The organism is Marinobacter persicus, from assembly GCF_002934325.1.
GTDB lineage: Bacteria > Pseudomonadota > Gammaproteobacteria > Pseudomonadales > Oleiphilaceae > Marinobacter > Marinobacter persicus_A.
In genome coordinates this window covers 117,220-144,137 of the sequence record NZ_PTIV01000004.1, presented here as the reverse complement: position 1 = coordinate 144,137, position 26,918 = coordinate 117,220, and the positions used below count along the sequence as shown (strand labels likewise).

At 59.2% G+C, this 26,918-nt stretch carries 27 protein-coding genes; 13 read left to right on the top strand and 14 right to left on the bottom strand.

Features of this window, described 5'->3' with window-relative positions:
- Positions 1–12 precede the first annotated feature (12 nt).
- Positions 13–2,283 carry an ATP-dependent Clp protease ATP-binding subunit ClpA gene (gene clpA / locus BY454_RS03855; RefSeq protein WP_104425538.1) on the top strand — a complete coding sequence of 757 codons (2,271 nt, stop codon included), beginning with the start codon at positions 13–15 and terminating at the stop codon, positions 2,281–2,283.
- 61 nt (positions 2,284–2,344) lie between these two features.
- Here clpA and infA read toward each other — a convergent pair whose 3' ends face one another.
- From infA to BY454_RS03810, 9 genes are all read right to left on the bottom strand, one after another.
- On the bottom strand, positions 2,345–2,563 hold the full coding sequence (gene infA, locus BY454_RS03850) for a translation initiation factor IF-1 (RefSeq protein ID WP_070057980.1): 219 nt from the start codon (positions 2,561–2,563) through the stop codon (positions 2,345–2,347).
- An 81-nt stretch (positions 2,564–2,644) separates the two neighbouring features.
- Positions 2,645–3,358, bottom strand: coding sequence for an arginyltransferase (locus BY454_RS03845; protein ID WP_104415247.1), 714 nt, complete (start codon positions 3,356–3,358; stop codon positions 2,645–2,647).
- A complete protein-coding gene (aat, locus tag BY454_RS03840) occupies positions 3,359–4,072 on the bottom strand; it encodes a leucyl/phenylalanyl-tRNA--protein transferase (RefSeq protein ID WP_104415248.1) in 714 nt (237 codons plus the stop codon).
- A 12-nt stretch (positions 4,073–4,084) separates the two neighbouring features.
- Positions 4,085–5,038 carry a thioredoxin-disulfide reductase gene (trxB, locus tag BY454_RS03835; protein WP_104415249.1) on the bottom strand — a complete coding sequence of 318 codons (954 nt, stop codon included), beginning with the start codon at positions 5,036–5,038 and terminating at the stop codon, positions 4,085–4,087.
- A 109-nt stretch (positions 5,039–5,147) separates the two neighbouring features.
- Complete coding sequence (locus BY454_RS03830) at positions 5,148–6,059, bottom strand: AAA family ATPase (protein WP_104415250.1); 912 nt, start codon at positions 6,057–6,059, stop codon at positions 5,148–5,150.
- Positions 6,060–6,066: 7 nt separating this feature from the next.
- Entirely contained in the window at positions 6,067–6,990 is a 924-nt protein-coding gene (locus BY454_RS03825) for a carbon-nitrogen hydrolase (protein ID WP_104415251.1), read from the bottom strand.
- A complete protein-coding gene (locus BY454_RS03820; protein ID WP_104415252.1) occupies positions 6,987–8,039 on the bottom strand; it encodes an agmatine deiminase family protein in 1,053 nt (350 codons plus the stop codon). Before BY454_RS03820 ends, BY454_RS03825 begins: the two co-directional genes overlap by 4 nt.
- A gap of 99 nt (positions 8,040–8,138) precedes the next feature.
- The gene (locus tag BY454_RS03815) at positions 8,139–8,441 is read right to left on the bottom strand and encodes a hypothetical protein (protein ID WP_258075555.1); all 303 of its coding nucleotides are present in this window, start codon (positions 8,439–8,441) and stop codon (positions 8,139–8,141) included.
- Positions 8,442–8,544: 103 nt separating this feature from the next.
- Positions 8,545–9,132: a PilZ domain-containing protein gene (locus tag BY454_RS03810; protein WP_104415253.1), complete on the bottom strand. Its 588-nt coding sequence runs from the start codon at positions 9,130–9,132 to the stop codon at positions 8,545–8,547.
- 100 nt (positions 9,133–9,232) lie between these two features.
- On the opposite strand from BY454_RS03810, the gene BY454_RS03805 reads away from it, so the two are divergent.
- Together BY454_RS03805 and BY454_RS03800 are read left to right on the top strand one after the other, a co-directional pair.
- Positions 9,233–10,477 carry a lipoprotein-releasing ABC transporter permease subunit gene (locus BY454_RS03805; RefSeq protein WP_104415254.1) on the top strand — a complete coding sequence of 415 codons (1,245 nt, stop codon included), beginning with the start codon at positions 9,233–9,235 and terminating at the stop codon, positions 10,475–10,477.
- Entirely contained in the window at positions 10,470–11,180 is a 711-nt protein-coding gene (locus BY454_RS03800; RefSeq protein WP_104415255.1) for an ABC transporter ATP-binding protein, read from the top strand. The genes BY454_RS03805 and BY454_RS03800 overlap by 8 nt, the downstream gene beginning before the upstream one ends.
- Here the strand turns inward: BY454_RS03800 and BY454_RS03795 are convergent.
- Positions 11,168–11,710 (bottom strand): DUF2062 domain-containing protein, encoded by a 543-nt coding sequence (locus tag BY454_RS03795; RefSeq protein ID WP_104415256.1) that lies wholly within the window; start codon positions 11,708–11,710, stop codon positions 11,168–11,170. The two genes, BY454_RS03800 and BY454_RS03795, sit on opposite strands and share 13 nt — an antisense overlap.
- Before the next feature lie 78 nt (positions 11,711–11,788).
- On the opposite strand from BY454_RS03795, the gene BY454_RS03790 reads away from it, so the two are divergent.
- The 9 genes from BY454_RS03790 to murB all read left to right on the top strand — a co-directional run bounded on the left by BY454_RS03790 (position 11,789) and on the right by murB (position 20,687).
- Complete coding sequence (locus BY454_RS03790; protein ID WP_104415257.1) at positions 11,789–14,239, top strand: DNA internalization-related competence protein ComEC/Rec2; 2,451 nt, start codon at positions 11,789–11,791, stop codon at positions 14,237–14,239.
- Between the two features lie 73 nt (positions 14,240–14,312).
- Positions 14,313–14,939: a MotA/TolQ/ExbB proton channel family protein gene (locus tag BY454_RS03785; RefSeq protein WP_104415258.1), complete on the top strand. Its 627-nt coding sequence runs from the start codon at positions 14,313–14,315 to the stop codon at positions 14,937–14,939.
- A 5-nt stretch (positions 14,940–14,944) separates the two neighbouring features.
- Positions 14,945–15,370, top strand: coding sequence for an ExbD/TolR family protein (locus BY454_RS03780; RefSeq protein WP_104415259.1), 426 nt, complete (start codon positions 14,945–14,947; stop codon positions 15,368–15,370).
- A complete protein-coding gene (gene msbA / locus BY454_RS03775; RefSeq protein ID WP_104415260.1) occupies positions 15,370–17,139 on the top strand; it encodes a lipid A export permease/ATP-binding protein MsbA in 1,770 nt (589 codons plus the stop codon). Before BY454_RS03780 ends, msbA begins: the two co-directional genes overlap by 1 nt.
- Positions 17,136–18,197: a tetraacyldisaccharide 4'-kinase gene (gene lpxK / locus BY454_RS03770; protein WP_104415261.1), complete on the top strand. Its 1,062-nt coding sequence runs from the start codon at positions 17,136–17,138 to the stop codon at positions 18,195–18,197. The genes msbA and lpxK overlap by 4 nt, the downstream gene beginning before the upstream one ends.
- A complete protein-coding gene (locus BY454_RS03765) occupies positions 18,190–18,378 on the top strand; it encodes a Trm112 family protein (RefSeq protein WP_104415262.1) in 189 nt (62 codons plus the stop codon). The genes lpxK and BY454_RS03765 overlap by 8 nt, the downstream gene beginning before the upstream one ends.
- Positions 18,379–18,398: 20 nt before the next feature.
- Positions 18,399–19,184 (top strand): 3-deoxy-manno-octulosonate cytidylyltransferase, encoded by a 786-nt coding sequence (kdsB, locus tag BY454_RS03760; protein WP_104415263.1) that lies wholly within the window; start codon positions 18,399–18,401, stop codon positions 19,182–19,184.
- Positions 19,177–19,659: a low molecular weight protein-tyrosine-phosphatase gene (locus BY454_RS03755; protein ID WP_219820598.1), complete on the top strand. Its 483-nt coding sequence runs from the start codon at positions 19,177–19,179 to the stop codon at positions 19,657–19,659. The genes kdsB and BY454_RS03755 overlap by 8 nt, the downstream gene beginning before the upstream one ends.
- Positions 19,656–20,687 carry a UDP-N-acetylmuramate dehydrogenase gene (gene murB / locus BY454_RS03750; protein ID WP_104415264.1) on the top strand — a complete coding sequence of 344 codons (1,032 nt, stop codon included), beginning with the start codon at positions 19,656–19,658 and terminating at the stop codon, positions 20,685–20,687. The genes BY454_RS03755 and murB overlap by 4 nt, the downstream gene beginning before the upstream one ends.
- A gap of 110 nt (positions 20,688–20,797) precedes the next feature.
- On the opposite strand, the gene BY454_RS03745 is transcribed toward murB, so the two are convergent.
- Positions 20,798–22,531 carry a proline--tRNA ligase gene (locus tag BY454_RS03745; protein WP_104415265.1) on the bottom strand — a complete coding sequence of 578 codons (1,734 nt, stop codon included), beginning with the start codon at positions 22,529–22,531 and terminating at the stop codon, positions 20,798–20,800.
- 97 nt (positions 22,532–22,628) lie between these two features.
- A complete protein-coding gene (locus BY454_RS03740; protein WP_104415266.1) occupies positions 22,629–23,126 on the bottom strand; it encodes an Lrp/AsnC family transcriptional regulator in 498 nt (165 codons plus the stop codon).
- A gap of 136 nt (positions 23,127–23,262) precedes the next feature.
- Here BY454_RS03740 and leuA point away from each other — a divergent pair, with 136 nt between their 5' ends.
- A complete protein-coding gene (gene leuA / locus BY454_RS03735; RefSeq protein WP_104415267.1) occupies positions 23,263–24,951 on the top strand; it encodes a 2-isopropylmalate synthase in 1,689 nt (562 codons plus the stop codon).
- An 88-nt stretch (positions 24,952–25,039) separates the two neighbouring features.
- On the opposite strand, the gene BY454_RS03730 is transcribed toward leuA, so the two are convergent.
- The gene (locus BY454_RS03730; protein WP_104415268.1) at positions 25,040–25,249 is read right to left on the bottom strand and encodes a cold-shock protein; all 210 of its coding nucleotides are present in this window, start codon (positions 25,247–25,249) and stop codon (positions 25,040–25,042) included.
- A gap of 217 nt (positions 25,250–25,466) precedes the next feature.
- A complete protein-coding gene (gene xseA, locus BY454_RS03725; RefSeq protein WP_104415269.1) occupies positions 25,467–26,843 on the bottom strand; it encodes an exodeoxyribonuclease VII large subunit in 1,377 nt (458 codons plus the stop codon).
- Between the last annotated feature and the right edge of the window lie 75 nt (positions 26,844–26,918).

Here is a 26,918-nt window from a genome sequence, read left to right as displayed (position 1 = left end):
GTAGGGGTGCCCATGCTGAGCAAAGACCTTGAAATTACGCTGAATACGGCCTTCAAGAATGCCCACGACAAGCGTCATGAATTCATGACCGTGGAGCATTTGTTGTTGGCCCTGCTCGATAATGAGTCGGCAGTGGGCGTCCTGAAAGCCTGTGGGGCTGACCTGCAGGGCCTGGAAGACGAACTCATTGAATTTGTCGATTCCACAACCCCATTGATTCCCAGCACAGACACCGAGCGCGAAACGCAGCCCACCCTTGGGTTCCAGCGGGTACTTCAGCGGGCGGTGTTCCATGTCCAGTCCTCTGGCAAGAAAGAGGTAACCGGCGCCAATGTGCTGGTGGCGATCTACAGCGAACAGGAAAGCCAGGCGGTCTATCTGCTTAAGAAACAGAATGTGAACCGCATTGATGTGGTCAATTTTGTCTCCCACGGCATTTCCCGGGTGCAGGGCGCCGAAGACGAAGAGGGCGCTGATCATGCCGCCCAGGAAGAAGTGGGTGAAGAAGGCGTGCAGTCCCGCCCGCTGGACAACTACGCCACCAACCTGAACGAACAGGCCCGCCAGGGCCGGATTGATCCGCTGATTGGCCGCGAGCACGAAGTTGAGCGGGTGGTGCAGATCCTGGTGCGCCGGCGCAAAAACAACCCCCTGCTAGTGGGCGAAGCCGGTGTGGGCAAAACCGCCATTGCCGAAGGTCTTGCCAAGCGGATTGTTGATGGCCAGGTGCCGGAGGTCATCTCCGATGCGGTGGTCTATTCCCTGGACATGGGCGCGCTGCTGGCTGGTACCAAATACCGGGGCGATTTTGAGAAGCGCCTGAAAGGCCTGTTGGCGGACCTGAAAAAACAGAACCACGCGATCCTGTTCATTGACGAGATTCACACCATCATCGGTGCCGGTTCGGCGTCGGGTGGCGTGATGGATGCCTCCAACCTGCTCAAGCCCATGCTGAGTTCGGGCGAGCTGCGCTGCATCGGTTCCACCACCTTCCAGGAGTTCCGTGGCATCTTCGAGAAAGACAGCGCCCTGGCGCGTCGTTTCCAGAAGATCGATGTCAATGAGCCCAGCGTTGAGGATACCTACCAGATTCTCAAGGGCCTGAAGAGCAATTTCGAGAAGCACCATGATCTCGAGTACACCGACCAGGCGCTGCGGGTGGCCGCTGAATTGGCGGACCGCTACATCACCGACCGTCACCTGCCGGACAAGGCGATTGACGTGATCGATGAGGCGGGCGCACGGCAGCGGTTGCAGCCGGAGGACAAGCGCCGGTCCACTATCGATGTGTCAGACATCGAGGATGTGGTGGCCAACATCGCCCGCATTCCGCCGAAGAACGTCTCTACCAGCGACAAGGACCTGCTGCGCAACCTGGAGCGGGACCTGAAAATGGTGGTCTTCGGACAGGATCCGGCCATCGAGTCCCTGTCCACCGCCATCAAGCTGGCACGTGCCGGCCTGAAGGCGCCGGAGAAACCGGAAGGTGCCTTCCTGTTCTCAGGTCCCACCGGTGTCGGCAAGACCGAGGTCACCAAGCAGCTGGCCAAGGTGCTGGGCATTGAGCTGGTGCGTTTCGACATGTCCGAATACATGGAGCGGCACACTGTCTCCCGCCTGATTGACGCGCCCCCCGGTTATGTCGGTTACGATCAGGGCGGCCTGCTGACCGAAGCGGTGAGCAAGCAACCGCACTGTGTACTGTTGCTTGATGAAATCGAGAAGGCGCACCCGGAAGTGTTCAATCTGCTGCTGCAGGTGATGGACCACGGCACGCTGACGGACAACAACGGTCGCAAAGCGGACTTCCGTCACGTGATCCTGGTGATGACCACCAACGCCGGTGCAGAGAGCATGGCGCGACGGTCCATCGGTTTCAGCGAGCAGGACCACAGCACCGATGGCATGGAGGTGATCAACAAGACCTTCACCCCGGAATTCCGCAATCGTCTGGACGGCATCATTCAGTTCCGCGATCTGCAGAAGGACACCATCACACACGTGGTGGACAAGTTCCTCACCGAACTGCAGGCGCAGCTGGATGAGAAACATGTGGTACTGCATGTGGATGACGATGCCAAGCTTTGGCTGGCCGAGCGTGGTTACGATGTGACCATGGGGGCCAGGCCCATGGCCCGCCTCATCCAGGACAAGATCAAGCGGCCGCTGGCCGAGCAGATCCTGTTCGGGCGCCTGTCCGATCACGGAGGCGATGTGTTCGTTCACCTGCGGGACGATGAGCTGGTGTTCGAGTACGAAGACGAGCCCGCCGAAGCGGTATAAAACTCACTGGCATAAAAAAGCCCCGCCATGGCGGGGCTTTTTTATGGAAATCTCTGAAGCATTAGCGGGCGCGGTAAACGATGCGGCCCTTGCTCAGGTCGTACGGCGTCAGCTCAACCTTGACCTTGTCGCCAGTCAGGATGCGGATGTAGTTCTTGCGCATCTTGCCGGAGATGTGAGCGGTAACAACGTGGCCGTTGCTCAGCTCAACGCGGAACATGGTATTGGGAAGGGTGTCGATAATAACGCCTTCCATTTCAATAGCATCTGACTTCGCCATTCAGTAGAAACCTCGCTTGGAATACTTTCGTGTGATTTTAAATGGCGCAATTCTGCCTGAATTCTTACCGTTTGGCAAAATTCAGTCAGTGTCCATTTCGCGCCAGTGGCCGTCCCGCAATGCTTCGATGGGACGGAACCGGGTTTTGTAATTCATTTTACGGCATTCGCTGATCCAGTACCCCAGGTACAGGTGCGGCAGTTGTCGTCTTTGGGCTTCCTCTATCTGCCAGAGTATGGCGAAGGTGCCCAGGCTGCGATGCTCCATTTCCGGCGAAAACACCGTGTAGATCGCCGAAATGCCATCGTCCAGCATGTCGAGGGCCGCCAGGCCAATCAGTTCTCCATCACGAGTCATTTCTACAAACCAGGAATCGGTTGCGCCCTCTACCAGGAATGAGATGAACTGATCCCGGGAGGGCGGGTACATGTCGCCGTCCCAGTGACGCTCTTCAATGTAGTGGGCGTAGAGCTGGTAATAACGCTCCTGGAAGGTGGCGGGCACCAGCCGGCATTCAATGTCGCTGTTTTTGCGAAGCACCCGGCGTTGACTGCGATCCGGCTGGAATTCGTTGACCTTGAGCCGGACCGGAACGCAGGCATTGCAGTGCTCGCAATGGGGGCGATAGTAATGGGAGCCACTTCTGCGAAACCCAAGGGCAGTGAGTTGGCTGTAGAGTCTTTTGTCCACATCTGCCCGGGGATCGACAAACATGGTGGTGGCTTCACGATCCGGCAGATAACTGCATTCGTGGGCAGGTGTCGCGAAGAATACCAGAGTTCTGAGGTTGCTCATTCAGGCCTCCGGACCTGGCCAGTGCCAGGTGAACGTCCAGTTCGGCTGATCCGGTTTGCGATCCACGCATGCCCTGAGTATAGACAGAAATTCGGCCCGGGGAATGCTCCGTGCCCCCATGCTTAGCAGGTGATCACTCTCCACCTGGCAGTCGATCATCTGATACCCCCATTCCGACAGTTGGCGGGCCAGATGCACCATCAACACCTTGGAGGCGTTGGTTTCCAGCGAGAACATGGACTCGCCAAAGAAGCAGCGCCCCAGAGCCAGGCCATACATGCCGCCGACCAGCTCACCATTGCGGTTCCAGGCCTCAATGGAATGGGCGTGGCCCATCCGGTGCAGCTCGGTGTAGGCCGCCAGCATGTCATCGGTGATCCAGGTACCTTCGGGCCGGGTATTCGCACACAGTCGGATGACTCGGCTGAAGCTCTGGTCAGCCGTGATACGGAATTTCTGCTGGTTGAGTGTGCGTCTCAGGCTTTTGGAAACGTGGATTTCATCCGGAGGCAGCACGCAGCGGGGGTTGGGCGACCACCAGAGAATGGGCTGGTCGTCGCTGAACCAGGGAAAAATGCCATTGCGGTACGCCAACAAGAGGCGCTCAGGACGCAGGTCACCTCCAAGCGCCAGAAGCCCATCGGGGTCTTCCAGCGCTTCATCAGCCGGCGGAAACCAGAGCTGATCCGGGGCGAGCCAGGGCAGGGAGGTCATTGGAATGGCGCGTTACTCTGATTGATCAAGAAACTTCTCGGCATCCAGGGCCGCCATGCAACCAAAGCCGGCCGAGGTCACCGCCTGGCGATACACATGGTCCGCCACATCGCCGGCAGCAAAAACGCCTGGGATGCTGGTCTGGGTGGCCATGCCGTTCAGGCCGGACTGGATTCGGATGTAGCCGTTGTCCATGTCCAACTGGCCTTCAAACAGGCCGGTGTTCGGCTTGTGGCCGATGGCAATGAATACGCCTGCCACGTCCAGGTCTTCGGTGGTGCCATCGTCGGTGCTCTTGATACGGATGCCGGTAACGCCAGTGCCATCGCCCAACACTTCATCCAGTGTGTGGTCCCAGACAATGTTGATGTTGCCGTGTTCGGCCTTCTCGAACAGTTTGTTCTGCAGGATCTTTTCAGCGCGCAGGCTATTCCGGCGGTGTACCAGGGTAACTTCGTCGGCAATGTTGGACAGGTACAGCGCTTCTTCGACTGCGGTGTTGCCGCCGCCGATCACAGCAACTTTCTGTTTCTTGTAGAAGAAACCATCGCACGTGGCGCAGGCGGACACGCCCTGGCCCTTGAACTTTTCCTCGGACTCCAGGCCCAGGTACATGGCCGAAGCGCCTGTGGCGATGATCAGCGCATCGCAGGTGTACTCGCCATTGTCGCCCTTGAGGCGGAAGGGGCGGTTGTTCAGGTCGGTTTCGTTGATGGTGTCGTAGACAATCTCGGTCTCGAAGCGCTCGGCGTGCTGCTGCATGCGCTGCATCAATTCGGGGCCCTGGACGCCGTTGTTGTCGCCCGGCCAGTTGTCCACGTCGGTGGTGGTGGTCAGTTGGCCGCCCACTTCAATACCGGTGATCAGTGTTGGGTTCAGGTTAGCCCGTGCCGCGTATACGGCAGCGGTGTAGCCGGCCGGACCGGAACCAAGAATGATCAGTCGCGAGTGTCGGGTTACGCTCATGTGTGTCTCCAACCAGAAAAAAGTGTCAGAAGGCTATCACGAATTCCGGGCGCTGCCATTCGTTTCAGCCAATGCGGTTTATAAAGCTTTGCTATGTGGTTAGGGCCGGTTATTCAAGAACCGAAACGGTCGTCAGCAACTGGCGCACGCGTTCGGCACTTTTGCCGGCTTCGCCTTGCTCCAGGCGGTGCCCGGCAACGGCGGGAAATACCGCTTGGAGGTCATCCGGCAGTACATGATCCCGGCCGGCCATCAGGGCCCAGGCCTTGGCGGCGCGCAGCAGGCCCAGGCCCGCCCGGGGAGACAGGCCATAGATCAGGCCCGGCATGCGACGGCTCTGTTCGAGCAGGCGCTGCAGGTAGTCCAGCACGGCAGGGCTTGCCTTGACCCGTTCCACGGCCTGCTGCAGTGATTGCAACTGTTCCCGGGGAAGAAGGGTGCCCAGGCGATCGGTCAATGCCCGGCGGTCTTCGCCCTCAAGCAGTTCACGTTCGGCTTTGGGGTCCGGATATCCCAGGCGCAGGCGCATCAGAAAACGGTCAAGCTGCGATTCCGGCAGGGGAAAGGTTCCGCCCTGTTCAATCGGATTCTGGGTGGCGATGACAAAAAACGGTGTTGGCAGAGGGCGGGTTTCGCCTTCAATTGAGACCTGCCGCTCCTCCATGGCCTCCAGCAATGCGCTTTGGGTCCGGGGCGAGGCCCGGTTGATCTCGTCGGCCAGAACCAGTTGGGAAAAGATCGGGCCGGGATGAAATACCAGATCTCCGGCCTGTTTATCGAACATGGCGTAACCAAGAAGGTCAGCCGGCAGCAGATCGTTGGTGAACTGGATGCGCTGGTAGCTGAGCCCCATGATTTTGGCCAAGGCATGGCAAAGGGTGGTTTTGCCCATGCCCGGGATGTCTTCAATGAGTAGGTGGCCTCGGGCCAGGAGGCTGCAGACGGCAAGTCGCACCTGGGGTTCCTTGCCCAGCAGTATGGTGTTGAGCTCGCTGACGACGCGGTCGATGGTCTGTTTCATGCGGTACTTAATCCCTCACCCGCTTGAGAATGTCTCCGTAGGCGTCGATACGCCGGTCCCGGAAATGTGGCCAGATGCGCCGGATGGCTTCGGTGCGCTCCCGGTCCAGTGTGGCCGTGAGGACGGTTTGATTGTGGTCGTCCGCCCGGGCGAGGAATTCGCCCTGGGGGCCGCAGATGAAGCTGTTGCCCCAGAAACGGATGCCATCACTCTGGCCGGATGGGTCCGGCTCTGTGCCTATCCGGTTGGGGGCGATAACCGGCAGGTTGTTGGCCACGGCGTGTCCGCGTTGGACGGTTACCCAAGCTTCGAGCTGGCGTTGCTGCTCGTCGGCATCGTCGGTGACGTCCCAGCCAATCGCAGTGGGGTAGATGAGCATGTCAGCCCCGGCCAGTGCCATCAGGCGGGCGGCTTCAGGGTACCACTGGTCCCAGCAGACCAGTACGCCAAGTCGCCCGACCGAGGTGTCGATGGGCGTGAAGCCACTCTCGCCACTATTGAACCGGGCATCGCCGGGCGTGAAATAGAATTTCTCATAGAAGCCGGGATCATCGGGGATGTGCATCTTGCGATACAGGCCGGCGAGACTTCCGTCCTTTTCGAAGACCACGGCCGTGTTGTGGTACACACCGTTCATGCGTCGCTCGAAGATCGATCCGACCAGTACCACACCCAGCTCTTTTGCCAGCACTGACAGTCGGTTGCTGGTGGGGCCGGGGATCGGTTCGGCCAGCTCAAAGACCGAAACGTCCTCGGTCTGGCAGAAGTACAGGGTGGCATGCAGTTCCTGCAGGACAACCAGTTGGGCGCCACCGTCAACCGCTTCTCGGATCAGGGCTTCGGAGGTGGCCAGGCTGGTTTCCTTGTTATCTGAGCAGGTCTGCTGGATGGCCGCAATGTTCAGCTGGCGGGACTCTGAGCCGCGGGTCATACCTTCAGCACTCCTTCAGGAATCTGCATGGTTATACAGTGCAGGCTGCCGTGCTGATGGATCAAGGGGCGGCAGTTGATGGGCACAACCTCCCGGTCCGGGAATATCTCGGACATAATGCGGACTGCTTCCTCGTCCTGGGCCACCTGATACACCGGGAGCAATACGGCATTGTTGATAATCAGGAAATTGGCATAGGTGGCCGGCACCCGCTGGCCGTCTTCATCGTAAAGGGCATCTGGCCAGGGCAGGGCGGTCAACTTGTAGGGTTGGCCGTCCTTGCAACGAAACTCCTGCAGCTCTTCGGCCATGGCTTGCAGTGCATCAAAGTGCTCGTCGGTTTCATCCGGGCAGGTCACATAGCAGATGTGGTCCGGTGCGCAGAAGCGCGCCAGGGTATCGATGTGGCTGTCGGTGTCGTCGCCCGCCAGGTAGCCGTGTTCCAGCCAGAGCACCCGCTCGGCGCCCAGGTGTTCGGCCAGTTTCTGTTCGATGGTTTTCCGGTCCATCGACGGGTTCCGGGTAGCGGTCAGCAGGCATTCGCTGGTGGTGAGGATGGTACCTTGCCCATCCGATTCAATGGAGCCTCCCTCCAGGACCAGATCCACCGGCTGCATGGGGTGGCGGCCAAAGACGCCGGCACCGGCCAGGTGAGTATTCAGGGCGTTGTCTTTCTCCCAGGAAAATTTGTTGCCCCAGGCGTTGAACCGGAAGTCGAGCAGGGCAAAACCTTCGTCGGTGGCTATGGTGATGGGGCCATGGTCTCTGGCCCAGGTGTCATCGGCCGGGGCCGGCACGGTAACCGCTCGGCCGGGCAGGTTGTTGGCTTCTGCCCAGGCGTTGAGTTCTCGCCCCAGCTCCTGCACGCGGGTAACAAATTCGCAGCTGATCAGCACGTGCTCGAACCGGAGTATGGCCTTTGCAATCTCCATAAACACCGGTTCAACGTCTGTCAGCATGTGGACCCAGTCCGTTCCGGGATGTGGCCACGTCAGCATAACCCCGCTTTGGGGAGCCCATTCCGCAGGTAGTACTGGTCTGGATGTCACTGGTCTTGCCCTTTGAAGCTCAAAAATCGATATTCTATCTGACCACCGTTATGGCGTCAGGTACCTGGCCTTCAAAATAAAGGTATCGAAAGTACGCGATTACCGACTGCGCTTCATCACGGTATGCAGCACCGTATCCCCTTCAAAATAGACAATGAAGTCCGGGTAATGCCACTGGCTAATGGGTGGTTGGCCGACGGGTTGGCGAATTTCCTGGGGTGGCCCCCAGCGCTCCTCGACGGCCTTCTGGCTCATGCCATTTTCCGGAAAGCTGGCGTGGCTCCGGTCAGCCTGGGTTCCCACCGGAACAGTCACTTGTTCAGCCTGAATCTGGCCGGCAATTCCCAGACCCAAGGCAAGGGTTAGGGTCAGCGTGGCAAAACGGGTTCCATTGTTGTGCATGGCAGTCTTCCTCATTGATACCGGGTCTGTATCGAATCCAGTGGGGTATGAATGAAACGTAATATCCCATAAACCCTGACAAAAAAGCAGGGCCGAGGGAAGTTTATTCTTTTTGTCTCTGGCGCACTTGCCACCGCATCACATGACGGGCAATTTGTTGACGATCGCTGTCATCGATGTGGGTAAACTCCGTGTGAACCCGCACGGTGCCGCGGTCGTCAGCTTCAAGGTCGGATACCTCGGCGATGGCCTGGGGTTGATAGAGTTCCGGTGGCAAGGTCATTCGCAGGGCCATGGTGTCGCCTTTTTCCCAGGCGCGGGGTATGGCGGAAAAGGACAGGCCGCCTTCGCTCAGGGTCACATCCTGCCAGTCTTCCGGTTGCAAGGGATTTTGCTCAAAGGCGATAATGCGGCCCAGCGTGTCGATTTTGCTGTTCAGGGATTTAATCAGCCCTGCCAGGGAGCGGTCACGCTCGGCCAGAGTGACCAGGTGGCTTTTGACATCCTGATCAAGCCGGCGAAATTCGGCCTTGAGGGCCTCTTCCGGTGAATCGTTGAAGGGATCGGTGTCAATGTCCTGATCGCCCTCCAGTCGACGAATTTCCAGACCAATACGATCATTTATACGGAAAAACTCCCGGCGGTCGCCGGACTGCGGGGTGGGTGGGGCAGTATTTTCGGTGCCTGGCATCCTATCTCCGGTTGGATTCTTTTGGTTGTTGATTCAGTGAAGACAGTTTAGCAGTTTCCAGACACGACAGACCCGAAGGTAGCAACAGGCACCTCTCTTTATGTTTAGACCCTTATCGCTATACATTGGCTTGCGGTACACGGCGGCCAAACGCCGCAATCACTTCATTTCCTTTATCTCCCTGACATCCATAATCGGCTTGATGCTCGGTGTTGCCGTCCTGATCATCGTGCTTTCGGTGATGAACGGTTTTGACCGTGAGCTTAAGCAACGCATTCTTGGCATGGTGCCGCACGCTACGATCCAGGGGGCGAATGGCCCGCTGGAGGACTGGCGGCGGGTGGATGCGCTGGTACAGGAACATCCTCGCGTAGAAGCTGCCTCACCGTTTATTCGGGGCCAGGGCATGGTCACGGGAGGCGGCAATGTCCGGGGGGTGATGCTCAACGGCGTATTGCCGGAAGAAGAAGCCTCGGTCTCGATCATCGAGGATCATTTTGTTCAGGGATCACTGGGTGACCTCAAATCCGGTGAGTTTGGCATTATTATCGGTCAGTTGATGGCCAACAGCTTGCGGCTGGGGATCGGTGATCGGTTGACGGTGGTGTTGCCAGAAGCTTCGGTCACTCCGGCCGGGGTATTACCACGGCTCAAGCGCTTTACCGTGAAGGGCATCTTTAGTGTTGGCGCGGAGCTGGATGGCAACTACGCGCTGGTACACATGGACGATGCGGCCCGGCTGATGCGCACCGGTGGCCGAGCCGAGGGCATCCGGCTGCTGGTGGACGACCTGTTTGCCGCACCCGCCGTTGCCCGTGAGGTTGCCAGAACCCTGGACGGTCGTTACTACGTTTCCGACTGGACCCGAACCCACGGCAACCTGTTCCAGGCCATCCGCATGGAAAAGACCATGATCGGTCTTCTATTAATGTTTATTGTGGCAGTGGCCGCCTTCAACATCGTATCCACCTTGGTGATGGTGGTGACCGACAAGACCGCCGATATTGCCATCCTCAGGACCATGGGCGCGACACCAGGCAAGGTGATGCGAATTTTCATTGTCCAGGGTGCGGTGATCGGTGTGTTCGGTACGCTGGTGGGTACCACCCTGGGGGTGCTTGGTGCCTGGTATGTGAGCGACATTATTTCCTGGGTGGAGGGATTGTTGGGCCACAAGTTCCTCAGCGCCGATGTCTATTTCATCAGCTACCTGCCTTCCCAGCTGCAATGGAACGATGTGTTTATTATCAGTGGCGCCGGTCTGGTCATGAGCCTGCTGGCTACCATCTATCCGGCCTGGCGGGCATCGCGGGTCGAACCGGCGGAGGCGTTGCGTTATGAGTGATCGTCATCAGGAGCAGGATGCCACCCCGGCGGTGATTGACTGTCGTGAGGTGACCCGCACCTACACCGAGGGGCCGGAAAAGCTCACTATTTTCTCCGACATCTCTCTGCAGGTGCGGCCGGGTGAAACGGTGGCCATTGTTGGTAGCAGCGGCGCGGGCAAGACTACCCTGCTAAACCTGTTGGGCGGACTGGACCGTCCGTCCTCGGGCCATATCCGGATTTGTGGCCAGGATATTCACCGGCTCTCGGAAGCGGGCCGCGCGAAATTCCGCAGTGGTCATCTGGGGTTTGTCTATCAGTTCCACCATTTGTTGCCGGAGTTTTCCGCGCTGGAAAATGTGATGATGCCCTGTGCCCTGGCAGGCATGAAGCCGGCCCAGGCAAAAGAGAAGGCAAAAAGCCTGCTGGTCCGGGTGGGGCTGGCCGAGCGGCTGGAGCACAAACCGGCGGAGCTTTCAGGCGGCGAGCGGCAGCGGGTGGCCATTGCCCGCGCCCTTGTAAACGACCCTCAATGCGTGCTGATGGATGAACCCACCGGGAACCTGGATGAGCAGACGGGTGAAGGCGTTCGAGCCTTGATTGAGGATTTGCGCGATCAGTCAGGTACAGCGTTTGTCATGGTGACCCACGATATGACCATGGCCCGCAGCCTGGGCCGGGTGTTGCGTCTTGAGCAGGGAAGGCTGGTTCAGGAAGTATAGGAACCGCGGGTTTGCTTGAGTCGGGTCATCCGGCGCGAGCGCCAGTCGTTTCGTATTTTGCGGCGCCACAGGTACTGGATGGCCAGGTAGGCAACGCAGGCAGCGACGGTCGCGACAATCAGCGACCCCAGGTAAAGCGGAATCCCGATATCCACCAGCCGGTGGCTGAGCCAGGGCAGGGACAGTTCGAATTCGAAGGCCAATAGCGGGCGATCCAGAATCCAGGCGCCAATACGGTAATTAAAATAGAACATCGGCGGCATGGTGAGGGGGTTGCTGATCCAGACCAGGACGACGGATAGCGGAAGGTTGGCATTGAACCAAATGGCGAAGAACGCGGCGGCAATCATCTGGAACGGCATGGGAATAAAGCAGAACCAGACGCCAACCAGGAAGGCCCTGGCGACGCAGTGCCGATTGATGTGCCACAAGTTGGGTTCATGAAGAACATCACCGAGAAAGTGCAGTGAGCGAATCGACTGCACCTTTTCCGGAGTCGGCAAATACCGCTTCATGAACTTCTTCGGCATTAAATATCCGGCCTGTGATCTGAGTCAGGTGATAACCGGTGGTTGGGATCACCGGCCAAAAACAACGGAGGACAAGGAATGTCCCGAATCAGCGCTCGCCTGCGGGTGCCCCGCCTGAGGGCACCGGGCAACGCTTACCTCATCGCGTTTTGTTCCGGCGTCATCTTACTGTATAGATTGGCGCTATGGCCAGCCTCTGTGTGGTGGTTGGCAGTAGCAATGCTGGCAGCCGCTATCTGGTGGTGGTCTCGCCTCCCTTCCCGGCGCCATTTGGCTCCCGCATTGCTGTGCTGTTTCCTGGTGGGCCTCCTGTGGGCTGGCTGGAGCAGCTTCCACCGCCTGGATCAAAAGCTGGGTGAGTCCGAGCAGGGGCGTACGGTCGGCGTTTCGGGGTACCTGTGCAGCCTGCCCAGCCCCGGGAGTTTCGATAGTCTGCGTTTTGATTTTTGCGTGACCGGCTGGCTGGATGAGCAGAGCGCCGCCCCTTCAATCCCCCGACCGCAGAAACTTCGGCTGGCCTGGTATGGTCGTGAGGGCAGGGAGCTGCCGGATCATCGGCTGCGTTTGGACGTGGTGCTTAAACGCCCCCATGGCAATCTCAACAGCGCCGGATTCCGCTACGAGGACTGGCTTTTTCGCAACGGCATCCGGGCGACGGGCAGCATTCGCGATATTGCCGCTGCGCCGGGCATAACCTGTGGGTGGGTATGCCATTACCATCAGCGGTATCGGCAGGTGGCTCAAGTGGTTCATGAGCGTTTCCGCGAGGCCGAATACTACCCACTGATTGCGTCTCTGTTGATTGGCAATCGAAACTACCTGACCGATGAGCATTGGCAGACCCTGAAGGCGACCGGCACGATTCATCTCGTCGCCATTTCCGGTCTGCACCTGGGGTTGCTCGCCCTGGCGGTTGGTGTGAGTGTTCGCAAGTTATTGTTATTGCTGCCAGTAGTCTGGTTGCCGGAGCATCGCATTCGTCTCTGGACATTCTGCCTGGTGGTTGGTGCCTGCTTTCTCTATGCCCTGCTGGCAGGGTTTGGGGTGCCAACGCGCCGGGCGCTGATCATGGTGGGGATTGGCGGCTGGTACCTGTTACTTGCCCGGGAAACCAGTCCCTGGCGACCGTACCTGCTGGCGTTGACCCTGGTTTTGGCGTTAGATCCGTTCGCGCCACTGGACCAGGGCTTCTGGCTCTCGTTCGGTGCCGTGACGGTGTTGCTTTTGGCCTTCGCCGGCCGGTTCTCGGCTCCCGGCTGGTTGAAAGGCCTGGTCATTGCCCAACTCGCCATTTTCGCGGGCCTGTGGCCAATACTGACGGAACTCGGTCAACAACAGCCCCTGGCGGGTATGGTTGCCAACCTGGTGGCGATTCCCTGGTTGTCGCTGGTGGTCATGCCGCTCCTGTTTGCGGGTGTCTTATTGGGTGTGCTGTTGGGCGCGCCTGTGCTCAATGGGGTGATGTCAGTCTTTGATCTGGTCCTTGGCGTTCTTTGGTCCTGGTTGCAGCTCGTTCAATCCCTGTCGTTGCCGTCCCTGGCAGACCCGCCCGGTTTATTGGTGGGTCTGCTGGCCGTTTGCGTGCTTCTCGCGTTGCGGTTCCCGATGGCCTGGTTTCGGACGCTGACAATGTTGGTAGTGTTGGTCTGGGGCGGGTTGGTGATCTGGGATACGCCGGCCCGGGCCAATCTGCCGGTGCCCGTTCCGGAGGTGGTAATCTGGGATGTCGGGCAGGGGTTGTCGGTTCTGGTGCGTTCTGAAAGCCGGGTACTCATATACGACACGGGCCCGGGTGTGGAGGGTGTGTATTCGTCAGTCGAATCGGTGCTGATTCCTGGCCTGGAGGCCCGGGGTGTCCGCCGTATCGATGACCTGGTGGTTAGTCATGGCGACAACGATCATGCCGGAGGCCTGTCGCTGTTGTTGCAAAGCCTGGAGATAGGGCGATGGTTCAGTGGCGAGGCTCAGGCGATTGCTGAAAACCTCGACTCTGTTGTGGCAGCCCGCATCCAGCCTTGTCCGGATGGTGTCCGGTATTGGGCGGGGCTGGCGTTGAATTTCTGGCATTCCTCTGTGGCTGACGAGGGCAACGCCGCCTCCTGCGTTCTGGAGGTGTATCACCCGGGCTCTGGAACCAGTCTGTGGCTGACGGGCGATATCACCAAAGCGGTGGAGCGAGAAATGCTGGAAGCTGGCGTTCATCGAAGGCTGGCTGAGCGGCGTGCTCAACAGTGGGTAGTGGCGCCACACCATGGCAGCAGGACCTCCTCGTCCCCTGATTGGATTCGTGCCATGGCGCCTGACGAGGTGATATACACGGCCGGTTATCAGCACCGATATGGTCATCCCCATCCCGAGGTGACGCGGCGTTACCGTGACGCCGGCGCGCAGGCCCTCAACACGGCCTGTTCGGGAGAGATTTCCATAACCTTTAATGGCGAAGGTCCGGTCATCCACGAACGCCGGCATTTTTCGCCCTTTTGGATTGGTGGTGCTGGCCTCGCGCGTGATCAATGTCAGATCCCGTGACGATGCGGGTGTGGCCTGGTGATGCTCCTATGCTAAAGTAGCGCCCGCTCGTTATTAATCAGGGAGATCAAGCGTGTTCGAGCTTCTGAAAGCTGGTGGCATCCTGATGGTGCCCATTGTTGCCTGTTCCATTCTGGCTCTGGCCATTATCCTGGAGCGGTTCTGGTCCTTGCGGGTATCCAGGGTTGCACCGTCCCAGTCCGTGACTGAACTCTGGCGCTGGATCAAGAAGAAGGAGCTGAACAGCAAAAAGCTGAAAGCGCTCCAGGCATCATCTCCACTCGGGCAAGTGCTGGCGGGCGGCCTGATGAACGCCAAGCATGGCCGGGAAATCATGAAGGAAAGCATCGAGCAGGAAGCCAGCCAGGTTATCCATCAGCTTGAACGTTTCCTGAATCCGCTTGGGACGATCGCCACCATCACGCCATTGCTGGGTCTGCTGGGTACCGTTATCGGCATGATCAAGGTTTTCGCCGAGATCCAGTTGGCGGGCGTTGGCAACGCCGGCAACCTGGCCGGGGGCATTTCCGAGGCTCTGATCACCACGGCCGCCGGTCTGAGTGTCGCCATTCCCGCCCTGATTGCTCACCGTTATTTCATCCGCCGCGTGGATGAGCTGGTGGTGAATATGGAGCAGGAAGCCATCAAGCTGGTTGAAGTGGTCCATGGTGACCGCGAAATCGACGTCGAAGGAGCCTGAACGTCGTGAAGTTCAAACGCCAGAGAAGCAAGGAGGTCGGGGTCGACCTGACACCACTGATCGATGTGGTCTTCCTGCTGCTGATTTTTTTCATGGTGTCCACCACCTTCACCCGGGAAAGCCACCTGCAGGTTGAACTGCCGGAAGCCAGTGGTGAGCCGGCATCGCCTGCAGAAGTGCAACAGATTGATGTGGTGATCAACGCCGATGGCCAGTACATCCTCAATGACAGGACACTGGTCAACAATCGCCGCGAAACCCTGGAGCGGGGCGTTCGGGAACTGGCGGAAGGGGATAACACCCTGCCGTTCATTATTACCGCCGATGCCCGTACTCCTCACGAGTTTGTCGTCAGAGCCATGGACGTTGCCGGTCGCCTCGGATTCGCGAAACTGAGCATAACCACCGAACGAGAGGCTGAAAGCCCGTGATGAATGCAAGGCCGGAGCCATTAAAGGCGCCGCCAACCAGCGGTTGGGAAACCTACAAGCGGCTGCTGCGATACGTAAAGCCCTTCTGGCTGGCGTTTTCGCTGGCGGTTCTTGGCAATGTTATCTACGCCGCGGCGTCCACCGGTATGGCGGCGGCGATGGAGTATGTCATTGCCGCTATCGAGAATCCGACCGCCGAAAACCGGATCCTGCTGACCGGTATGATTGTTGGTGTCTTTGCCCTGCGGGGGATGGGCACGTTCTTCAGCCAGTATTTCATCAGCTACGTGGGGCGCAACGTGATCAACGCCTTGCGAAACGACGTCTTTGACCGACTGATGACCCTGCCTTCCCGTTATTTTGACAACAACGCCGCCGGTCGGCTGGTGTCCAAACTGACCTTCAACGTGGAACAGGTGGCGGAAGCCACCACAAATGCGGTCACCATCACGTTGCGTGAAGGTCTCACCATTATTGGCCTTCTGAGCTTCATGATCTACACCAACTGGAAGCTGACACTGGTGTTCCTGATTGTGGGCCCGATTATTGGTTTGGTGGTGAACTACGCCAGCAAGCGATTTCGTCGCATCAGCCAGCGCATCCAGGGCTCCATGGGCGACATTACCCATGTAGCGTCTGAATCCATCAGCGGGTACCGGGTGGTGCGGACCTTTGGTGGCGAAGACTATGAGCGGGACCGTTTTCGTGATGTCAGTGCCCGCAACCTGAAGCAGAGCCTCAAGATGGCTTCCACTCAGGCCATCAGTGTTCCGGTAATCCAGGTGTTGGTGGCTATAGCTATTGCAGCGTTGGTGTGGACGATGCTGTCGCCGGAAATCCGGGGCGAAATGTCCACGGGTGAATTAGTGGCCTTCATTACCGCTGCTACCACCATGGCCAAGCCCATCCGTCAGGTGACTTCAGTACACTCCAAAATCCAGAAAGGGGTGGCTGCCGCGTATGATGTGTTCGAGACCATGGACGAAGAGCCGGAGCACGATGAAGGCACCTACGCTCCTGAGCGGGTTGATGGACACATCGAGTTTGACCGGATGTCGTTCCGCTATCGGGATCAACTGGACAACGTACTCGACGACATCACGCTCGACATTCCCGCAGGCCAGAGTGTGGCTCTGGTGGGCCGCTCTGGTAGTGGCAAATCCACGATGGTCAGTCTTCTGCCGCGGTTCTATGAGTACACCGGCGGCGATATCCGCATTGATGGCCATTCGCTGAAGGACTACTCCCTGAGCGCGCTGCGCGCCCAGATTGCGTTGGTCAACCAGAACGTGGTGCTGTTCAATGACACCATCGCTGCCAATATTGCCTACGGTGCCCTCCGGCACTGTACCCGTGAAGAGATTCGGGAAGCGGCGGAAAAGGCCCATGCCTCGGAATTCATTGATCGCATGCCCGAGGGGATGGACACCCTGATTGGCGACAATGGCCTGATGCTGTCCGGTGGCCAACGCCAGCGACTGGCCATTGCCCGAGCCATCCTCAAAGATGCGCCTGTCCTGGTCCTGGACGAGGCCACGTCTGCCCTGGATACGGAATCCGAGCGCCATATTCAGGAAGCGCTGGAGACTGTTATGAAGGGGCGGACCACGCTGGTGATTGCGCACCGCCTGTCGACCATTGAGAAGGCCGATCGCATTCTGGTGATGGACAACGGCCGTATTGTTGAGTCCGGTACGCACGAGGAACTGCTGGCCCAGGAAGGGGCGTACGCCCAGTTGCACCAGATTCAGTTCAGTGAACACGCATGAGTAAGGACCTGGTTGAAACGCTCTGGTACGGCCACGGCCGCCCCCTGGCGCCACTGACGCCGCTTACCTGGCTTTATCGTGCCGTTGCGGAATCAAAGCGTAAAAAGGCCCTGCGTGAAGCAGCACAGCCGTTGCCGGTCCCGGTGGTGGTGGTCGGCAATATTACGGCCGGCGGTACTGGCAAATCGCCGTTGACCGCCCGGCTGGTCCAGTTAATGAAAGAGCAGGGCTGGCGGCCGGTGATTCTGAGCCGGGGGTATGGCGGTAAAAGCGAAGAGTATCCCCTGGAAGTAACAGAAGGCACGCCTGCCGGTGTCTGTGGTGATGAGCCGCTGATGTTGTCATTGGCCACCGGCTGCCCGGTGGTGGTGGACCCGGATCGCCTTCGGGGTGCTCACCATGCCATCGAAAAGCAGTTGGGCGATATTCTGATTTGCGATGATGGCATGCAGCATTACCGTCTGCCCCGAGACTTGGAGCTGGCAGTATTCGATGCTAGGCGCGGGGTCGGAAACGGCGCCCTGATTCCGGTCGGCCCATTACGTGAGCCGCTGGATCGTCTGAACACCGTGGATTTCGTTATTCTGAATGGCGAGCCCTTTCCCGAATCGGGCCAGTCAATCGCCCGGTTTGCCGGCGTGACCCATGAGGATATCCACGCCATGGCGCTTGAGCCGTCGGCACTGGTCAATATCAATTCCGGCGATACTCTGCCTCCAGAGGCCCTGCACAACCGGGGCGTTCGAGCGGTGGCGGGTATTGGCAACCCCACCCGATTCTTCGATGCCCTGAAAAATCTGGGCGCCCGGGTGACGGAAAAGCCTTTCCCCGACCACCACCATTTTCGCCCCGAGGACCTGGGCTTTCACCGTGGCGAATGGCTGGTCATGACCGCCAAGGATGCGGTGAAGTGCAGGGGATTTGCCCCCGACAACGCCTGGATGTTGACGGTGGAGGCCAAACTGTCGGAACCTTTTGAACAACATTTCCTGGAACGGCTGGCCGCCTGTTCTGACCGCTCCGTGCATCACGAGACAGAGAGACCGAAACATGGATAAGAAACTGTTGGCTATGCTGGCCTGCCCGGTGTGCAAGGGCGAGCTGAAGCTTAATGACGCCCGTACCGAACTGATTTGCTACCAGGACGCAATGGCCTTCCCCATTCGTGAAGGTATTCCGGTGATGCTGTCAGGCGAAGCCCGCACCCTGACCACGGACGAACGTCTGGATAAACACTGATCGTACAAAGGTTATCAAGTATGTCATTTACGGTTGTCATTCCTGCCCGCTACGCCTCCAGTCGCCTGCCGGGGAAACCATTGGCGGACATTGCCGGCAAGCCGATGATCCAGCATGTTTTCGAGCGTGCAGGAGAGAGCCGGGCAGCAAGGGTGGTGATTGCGACTGACGATGCTCGCATTGAAGAGGCCTGTCGTCAGTTTGATGCCGAGGTCGTGATGACGTCGCCCTACCATGCCAGTGGTACCGACCGGCTGGAAGAAGTGGCCCGCAAGCTGGATCTGGAACCGGACCATCGGGTCGTGAATGTTCAGGGCGATGAGCCACTGATTCCGCCCGCCTTGATCAACCAGGTGGCTGAAAACCTGGAGCAGTACCCGGAAGCGTCGATTGCCACCCTGTGCGAGCGCCTTCACGACGTGCACCACGTGTTCAATCCCAACGTCGTTAAGGTGGTCTGTGATGCCCGTGGCATGGCCCACTATTTCAGCCGGTCCCCGATTCCCTGGGCCAGGGATTTGTGGCCGCAAGGCGCCCATCCCGACGAGCTCGACCTGCCGGACAATATCGGCTATTTCCGCCATATCGGCATCTATGGTTATCGGGCCAGCGTCCTGAGCCAGTTTGTGCAATGGCCACCGGCGCCAACCGAACAGATCGAATCCCTGGAGCAGTTGCGGGCTCTCTACAATGGTGCCCAGATTCACGTGGACATCGCCGAGCGCCCACCGGCACCGGGTATTGATACCGAGGCGGACCTGATTCGTGTTCGTGCATTGATGGAAGCCGGGGGCCGCGGTGTCTGAGCAGAAAATCCGTATATTGTTTGTCTGCCTGGGCAACATCTGCCGGTCACCGAGTGCCGAAGGTGTGTTTCGCCAGTTGGCGGAACGTGAAGGGCTGTTGAGTACGCTTGAAATCGATTCCTGCGGCACGGGCCACTGGCACATTGGCAAGAAGCCGGATGCCCGGGCGACCGCGGCCGCTGCCCGGCGTGGCGTGGATCTTAGTGGTTTACGGGCCAGGCAGATTGAGCCGGAGGATCTGGACCGGTTTGATTATATTCTGACCATGGATCGCGCCAATCTCGCAGATGTGCGGGATATGTGGCACCAGAACGGCGGTACCGAGCCACAGCTGTTCCTCAGCTTTGCCAGTGCCGACGCCATGGAAGTGCCCGATCCGTATTACGGTGGCGAGGATGGTTTTGACCAGGTGCTGGATCTGATTGAGCAGGCCAGTGAGGGCCTGCTGCGGGAGATCCGGGAGCGTTTGGCTTGAAGCCGGCCTGCTCTCCCTGTGAACAGGTCGATCTCGTTGATCTGAATAGCCTTCGGGTGCACGCCTCGGCCAGCTACCTCATCAACGTTCATTCGGTTGACGATCTGAATCACGCCCTGGCGTGGGCCGAAAAGCATAATGTGCCGCTGCAGGTATTGGGCGGTGGCAGCAACCTGGTGTTTGTCGATCACTTCCCGGGATTGGTCCTGCACATGGCCATGAAAGGGCGTCAGCTTGAGCCTCTGGATGACGATCAGGCCATGCTGGTTCTGAAAGCGGGTGAGAATTGGCACGAAGCCGTGTTGTTTGCGGCCCGTGCCGGTTACCGGGGCATCGAGAATCTGGCGCTGATCCCCGGCACCGCCGGCGCGGCTCCGGTGCAGAATATTGGTGCCTACGGCGTGGAGCTGTGCGACACCCTGGAATCACTCACCGCCCTGGACCGTTCTTCTGGTCAGCTGGTCACCCTGACGGCGGCCGACTGCTGCTTTGGCTACCGGGACAGTCGATTTAAGCACGAACCCGGCCGGTACATTATTGTTGAAATCCGGTTGCGGCTTTCCCGCTCGGCGCCTTTCCGGCTGGGGTATGGCGACCTTCAGGCCCGTTTGCCTTCCAGAGATGCCGAGTTGACGCCTTTGGCGGTGGCCCAGGCGGTGATGGCCGTGCGCCAGGAAAAGCTGCCGGACCCATCGGTATTGCCCAACGCGGGCAGTTTTTTCAAGAATCCGGTGGTGTCCCAGGCCGATTACCAACAACTGCAGGCGCGCTTTCCCGGGCTTGTGTCCTATCCGGTGGAGCAGGGCGTGAAGCTGGCGGCGGGCTGGTTGATTGACCAGGCCGGCTGGAAAGGTTTCCGCAACGAACGGGTCGGGGTGCACGATCGCCAGGCTCTGGTTCTGATTAACCATTCCGGCGGGTCTGGCCGGGATATCCTGGCGCTCGCCAGGGATATAAGGGCGTCGGTGCAGGAGAGATTCGGGGTGGCGCTGGAAATGGAGCCCGGTATCGTTGGAACCGAAACTTAAACAGCGGTTAGCTGGTACGTCCTGAGAGCCAACCACATAAAAAAGCCATCCCGGGCAACTCCCGGGATGGCTTTTTTGGTTGTGATTCGGCTTCTTGCCTTCTTACGCGCTTACAGGCCGCCCTTGGGGGAGGCTTTCACCAGGAACGGCAGGGCTTCTTCCAGCGGAATGTCCTGCTTGTCCGCGTCACGACGGCCCTTGTATTCCAGGGTGCCGGCCTGCAGGCCGCGGTCGGATACCACGAAGCGGTGTGGCAGTCCCATCAATTCCATGTCGGCAAATTTCACGCCCGGGCGTTCCTTGCGGTCGTCCAGCAGCACGTCGTAGCCGGCCTGGCGCAGTTGCGCGTACAGCTTCTCACCGGCCTCGGCCACGGCTTCGGATTTGTGGCCGTTGAGGGTAACAATGGCTACTTCGAACGGGGCAATGGCGTCCGGCCAGATGATGCCCTTGTCGTCGTGGTTCTGCTCGATGGCAGCAGCGACGATCCGGGATACACCAATGCCGTAGCAGCCCATCTCCAGGGTGACCGCCTTGCCGTTTTCATCCAACACGTTGGCGTTCATGGCCTCGCTGTATTTGTTGCCCAGCTTGAAGATGTGGCCCACTTCGATGCCCCGGCGGATTTCCAGGGTGCCCTTGCCGTCCGGGCTCGGGTCGCCTTCAACCACGTCACGCAGGTCTTCCACGCGGCCCAGGGCGACGTCGCGCTCCCAGTTCACGCCGGTCAGGTGGTAGTCGTCCTTGTTGGCGCCACAGACGAAGTCCGCCAGATGAGCGGCGCTGCGGTCCACAATCATCGGCACCGGCAGGTTGACCGGGCCGATGGAGCCGGGCTTGCAGCCGATGGCCTTTTCGATCTCTTCATCGGTGGCCATGGTCAGCGGCTCGGCGATGCCGTCCAGCTTTTCCGCCTTGATTTCGTTCAGGTTGTGATCGCCGCGCAGGATCAGCGCCACCAGGCCGGACTTGCCGTCTTCATCCGGCTCACCCTGGACCAGCAGGGTTTTCACGCTGTTTTCCGCTGGCAGGTTCAGGAATTCCGCCACCGCAGCAATCGTTTTCTGGCCCGGGGTGTGCACTTCGACCATCTCCTGGGATGGCGCCGGACGATCACCGGCCGGGGCAACGGCTTCGGCCTTCTCGATGTTGGCGGCGTAATCGCTGTCGGTGGAGAACACGATGTCGTCTTCACCGGAGGAGGCCAGCACATGGAACTCGTGGGAGGCGCTGCCGCCGATGGCGCCGGAGTCGGCCTGCACCGGGCGGTAGTTCAGGCCCAGGCGGTCAAAGATATTGCAGTAGGTCTGGTGCATCACCTCGTAGGTTTCATCCAGGGAGTCCCGGCTGATGTGGAAGGAGTAGGCGTCCTTCATCAGGAATTCCCGGGCCCGCATTACGCCAAAGCGGGGACGGCGCTCGTCACGGAACTTGGTCTGGATCTGGTAGAAGTTGGCCGGCAATTCCTTGTAGCTCTTCAGCTCGTTGCGGATCAGGTCGGTGATGACTTCCTCGTGCGTGGGACCGAAGCAGAAATCACGACCGTGACGGTCGTTCAGGCGCAGCAGCTCGCCGCCGTACTGTTCCCAGCGACCGGATTCCTGCCAGAGTTCCGCGGGCTGTACGGCCGGCATCAGTACTTCCTGGGCGCCGCTCTTGTCCATTTCCTCGCGAACGATGCGCTCTACCTTGCGCAGGGTGCGCAGGCCCATGGGCAGCCAGGTGTACAGGCCCGCGGCCAGTTTGCGGATCATGCCGGCGCGAAGCATCAACTGATGGCTGATGATTTCGGCGTCGGCCGGGGTCTCTTTCTGGGTGGCAATCAGATAACGGCTTGCTCGCATGGTGTTTTCCGCTTTCCTGCAAAAATAAACGTTGGAGTGAACATTGCCCTTTATTGTACGGAGCCCGCCCCTTCAGGTACAGCCAGACCAATGGCGGTCATGACAGGTACCCCAGGGGCAGGGCGGTGCTGTCCAGTACCCGTCGTAAGACGAAGCTGGAATGCACACCACTGACCCCCGGGATACGGGTGATGTGGTTAAGCAGGAACTGGTGGTAGTGGTCCATGTCCGGGACCACCACCTTCAGCATGTAATCGGCGCTCTGGCCGGTGATCAGGTAGCACTCCTGGACTTCCGGAAACTCCGAAACGGTGTCCTCAAAGGCGGCAAATCGCTCCGGCGTGTGGCGGTCCATGCCGATCAGGATGATGGCGGTCAGGGACAGGCCCAGTTTCTTGTGGTCCAGGATGGTGGCCGTGTGCATGATGATGCCGGCCTCCTCCAGCGCCCGAACCCGGCGCAGGCACGGAGAGGGCGACAGGCCCACTTTTTCTGCCAGTTGTTGGTTGGTCAGGGAGCCGTCTTTCTGCAGGCACTCCAGGATTTTTCGGTCCATTCGGTCGATTTTTGCCAGGGGCTTATTGTTTTCCGGCATTAGCTGTCTCCGATGTGATGTATTGCGCAATAATATATCCAAAAATATCGGCAGGATGGAAAAAACGCAAACAAATAGCGTGGATCTGGCACTACACTGTGGGTAAATCGGTAATTCACAGAAGGAAGTTCTCGATATGGCTTTTGATCATCGCAAATATGCCCCCTTCAAGCCTGTTGGCAAGAAGGATCGTCGCTGGCCGGATCAGGTGATCGATAAGGCGCCTGACTGGTGTGCGGTGGACCTGCGTGATGGTAACCAGGCGCTGGTCAAGCCCATGACCGTGGCGCAGAAACAGCGGTTGTTCGACCTTCTTGTGAAACTGGGTTTCAAGGAAATCGAAATCGGCTTTCCGGCGGCCAGCCAGCCGGATTTTGATTTCTGCCGCAAACTGATCGAGGGCAACCGAATTCCCGACGACGTGAAAATCCAGGTGTTGACCCAGGCGCGCCCGGAACTGATCGAGCGCACCTACGAAGCGCTTGAGGGCGCCAAGCAGGCCATCGTGCACGTCTACAATTCCACCTCCACCGTCCAGCGCGAGCAGGTGTTCGGTATGGACCGGGCCGGTATTCGTGACATTGCCATTCGTGGCGCAAAAGTGGTGCAGGACTATGCCGCGAAATACCCGGATACCGACTGGACCTTCCAGTATTCACCGGAGAGCTTTACCGGCACCGAGCTGGATTACGCTGCGGAGGTGATTGATGCGGTAAACGATGTCTGGCGTCCGGACCAGGGCCAGAAGGTCATCATCAATCTGCCGGCGACGGTGGAAATGGCGATGCCCAACGTGTTCGCCGACCAGGTGGAATGGATCTGCGACAACATCCGCTACCGTGACGACATTCGCATCAGTCTGCATACCCACAATGACCGGGGTTGTGCCGTGGCGGCGGCCGAGCTGGGTGTGATGGCAGGTGCCGATCGCATTGAAGGCACCCTTATGGGTAATGGTGAGCGCACCGGTAACATGGATCTGGTGACCATGGCCATGAATCTGTATTCCCAGGGCGTGGACCCGGAAGTGGATCTGTCCGGCATGGCCGAGATCACCGAGGTGGTGGAAGCCTGCACGGAAATTTCCACGCATCCCCGTCATCCCTATGCGGGCGAGCTGGTGTTCACGGCGTTCTCAGGTAGTCATCAGGATGCCATTCGCAAGTGTTTGGCCCGGCGCAAGGATGGCGAGGTCTGGAATGTGGCCTACCTGCCCATTGATCCCTCGGATCTGGGGCGTCGTTATGAGGAAGTGGTGCGTATCAACAGCCAGTCCGGCAAGGGCGGTGTGGCCTATGTGCTGGAGCGGGATTACCAGATCACCCTGCCGCGCTGGTTGCAGATTGAGTTTGCCAAGGTGGTTCAGCGTGAGGCAGAAACCAATGGCGGCGAGATCGATTCCGACACCGTTCACCGGTTGTTCGAGGAGCGCTATCTGGCGGTACCCGAGGACTGGGCGCTGCGGTCTTACGACCTGCATCGTAATGACGAGGGCGTCAGTGCGGAAGTGTCCATGGGCTCAGACGGTTCGCCGGTCAGCATGCAAGGGCGTGGCCTTGGCGCTGTGGAGGCGGTTTCGGATGCGCTGAACAAACAGTTTGGTGTGGCGATTGCCGTGGAAGCCTACGATGAATTTTCCCTGGGCGAGGGCACCAACGCCAATGCGCTGGCCTGTATCCGTCTAACGGCCAATGGTCAGCACTGCAGTGCCGCCGCCCTGGCGGAGGACACCACGTCCGCCACGCTGCAGGCGTTGTTCTCGGCGGTGGCCCAGGCTGTGGGCACGGCGGTGCGTGGGAAAAACGAGGCGACCGCCGAAGCCTGATCAATCCGGCGCCCATAAAAAAGGCCAGCATGTTGCTGGCCTTTTTTCCTTCTGCCCGTGAGGGGCATCCGGCAGATGACGTAATCGCTTACAGGGGCGTTACGTTTTCCGCTTGCGGGCCTTTCGGGCCCTGGGTCACGGTGAATTCCACCTTCTGACCCTCTGCCAGGGTACGGAAACCGTTGGCGTTGATGGCGCTGTAGTGAACGAACACGTCACTGCCGCCTTCCTGAGCAATAAAGCCAAAGCCCTTGGCCTCGTTGAACCATTTGACCTGGCCGGTTTTGGTATCAGACATTGATCTATCCTGTCGTACTTAAAAGTTTGCCCTCACGGGACCTTCTTATGCCGGGATGTCTGGAGCGTACTGAGGAAGGAGTAACGGACCCTGCCGGGCCGGTGTAACGCATTCGCCAAATACCGCTGCAGATAATCACAGCAATTTCAGTATAGACCGACTTCCGGGGGCGTCAATACAATGATTGGCCTTAAATTCCGGTAACTGTAATCCCGGATTAATCTTGGGAACTCAGGGGGTTAGTTGTGTCTGTGTCGACGCTTGTAACCTCGGCCTGGATGCGTCCCTGCCCGAGGTGGGCGGCGATGGATTGGCCTGGGCTGAGCTGGTCCGCACGGCGCACGATGCGATCCTCCTCGTCTTTGACGATGGCGTAGCCCCGCCCGAGGGTTGCCAGGGGGCTGACCAGGTTCAGCGTCTGGGCCAGGTGCTCCAGGCGTTCTCCCTGGTGCTTCAGGCTCTGCTGCATGCCCATGGTCAGGCGCTGTTGCAGTTGTGCCACCTGCTCGTTGGCCCGGGTCAGGGTCTGGCGGGGGGACTGGGTGCTCAGTCTCTGGTATAGGTGTTCGGCACGCACCTGGTGCCGCTCCAGCCGCTGGCGCATGCTTTGATGCAGGCGGATTTCCAGCTCGTCCATGCGCTGGGCCTTCTCCTGCAGTTCCCGTCTTGGGTCGCGAAGGCGGGCGTGAAGGTGGTCCAGTTGAGTCTGAAGGCGTTGGAGCTGCCGGCGGGTTGCTTGTGTCAGGCGGGCTTCCTGCTCCACTAACCGGCGCAGCCAATCCCGTTGGTCGGGCGAGATTTTCTCGGCCGCCGCAGAGGGTGTGGGGGCCCGCAGGTCCGCGACAAAATCGCCAATGGTGACATCCACTTCGTGGCCCACGGCGCTGACGGTGGGAATAGAGCAGGCGGCGATGGCGCGTGCAACCGCCTCTTCGTTAAAGCACCACAGATCCTCCAGCGAACCGCCGCCCCGGCCGATAATCAGAACATCCGCCACGTTGTGGCGCTGGGCCTGTTCGATGGCGCGAACGATGTTGGCGGTGGCCGCCTGGCCCTGAACCGCCGTCGGGTATAGCGTCACCGGGATTGCCGGGCAGCGGCGAGCCAGCACGGTCAGGATGTCGTGAATGGCGGCGCCAGTGGGGGAGGTGACCACGCCAATGTGTCTTGGCGGATGCGGTAGCGGCTTCTTGCGGGCCGGATCGAACAGACCTTCGTTCTGGAGTTTCAGCTTCAGGGCGTCGAACGCCTGCTGCAGGGGCCCCAGGCCAGCCGGTTCCAGGTGTTCCACAATGATCTGGAAATCGCCCCGATTTTCGTAAAGCGTGACCTTGCCCCGGATGCGAATCTGGTCGCCTTCTTTCGGAATATCCCGCAGGCGCTGGTTGGCGCCCCGGAACATAGCGCAGCGAATCTGGCATTTTTTGTCCTTCAGGGAGAAATACCAGTGTCCGGACGAGGGGCGAGCAAAACTGGAGAGCTCGCCTTCTACCCACACCTGCATGAAGGACGACTCCAGCAGGTGCCGTGCCTGATGGTTCAGTTCCGAAACGGTCAGGGCGCGGGGGCGGGAATCCGGGTAGGGCGTTGTCAAGGTGCTCGCTCCGTGGTTGTTCGTACGCAATAGCCGAAGGTTGGCAGGCAAAAATAACGTAAATTCAGAAAGATG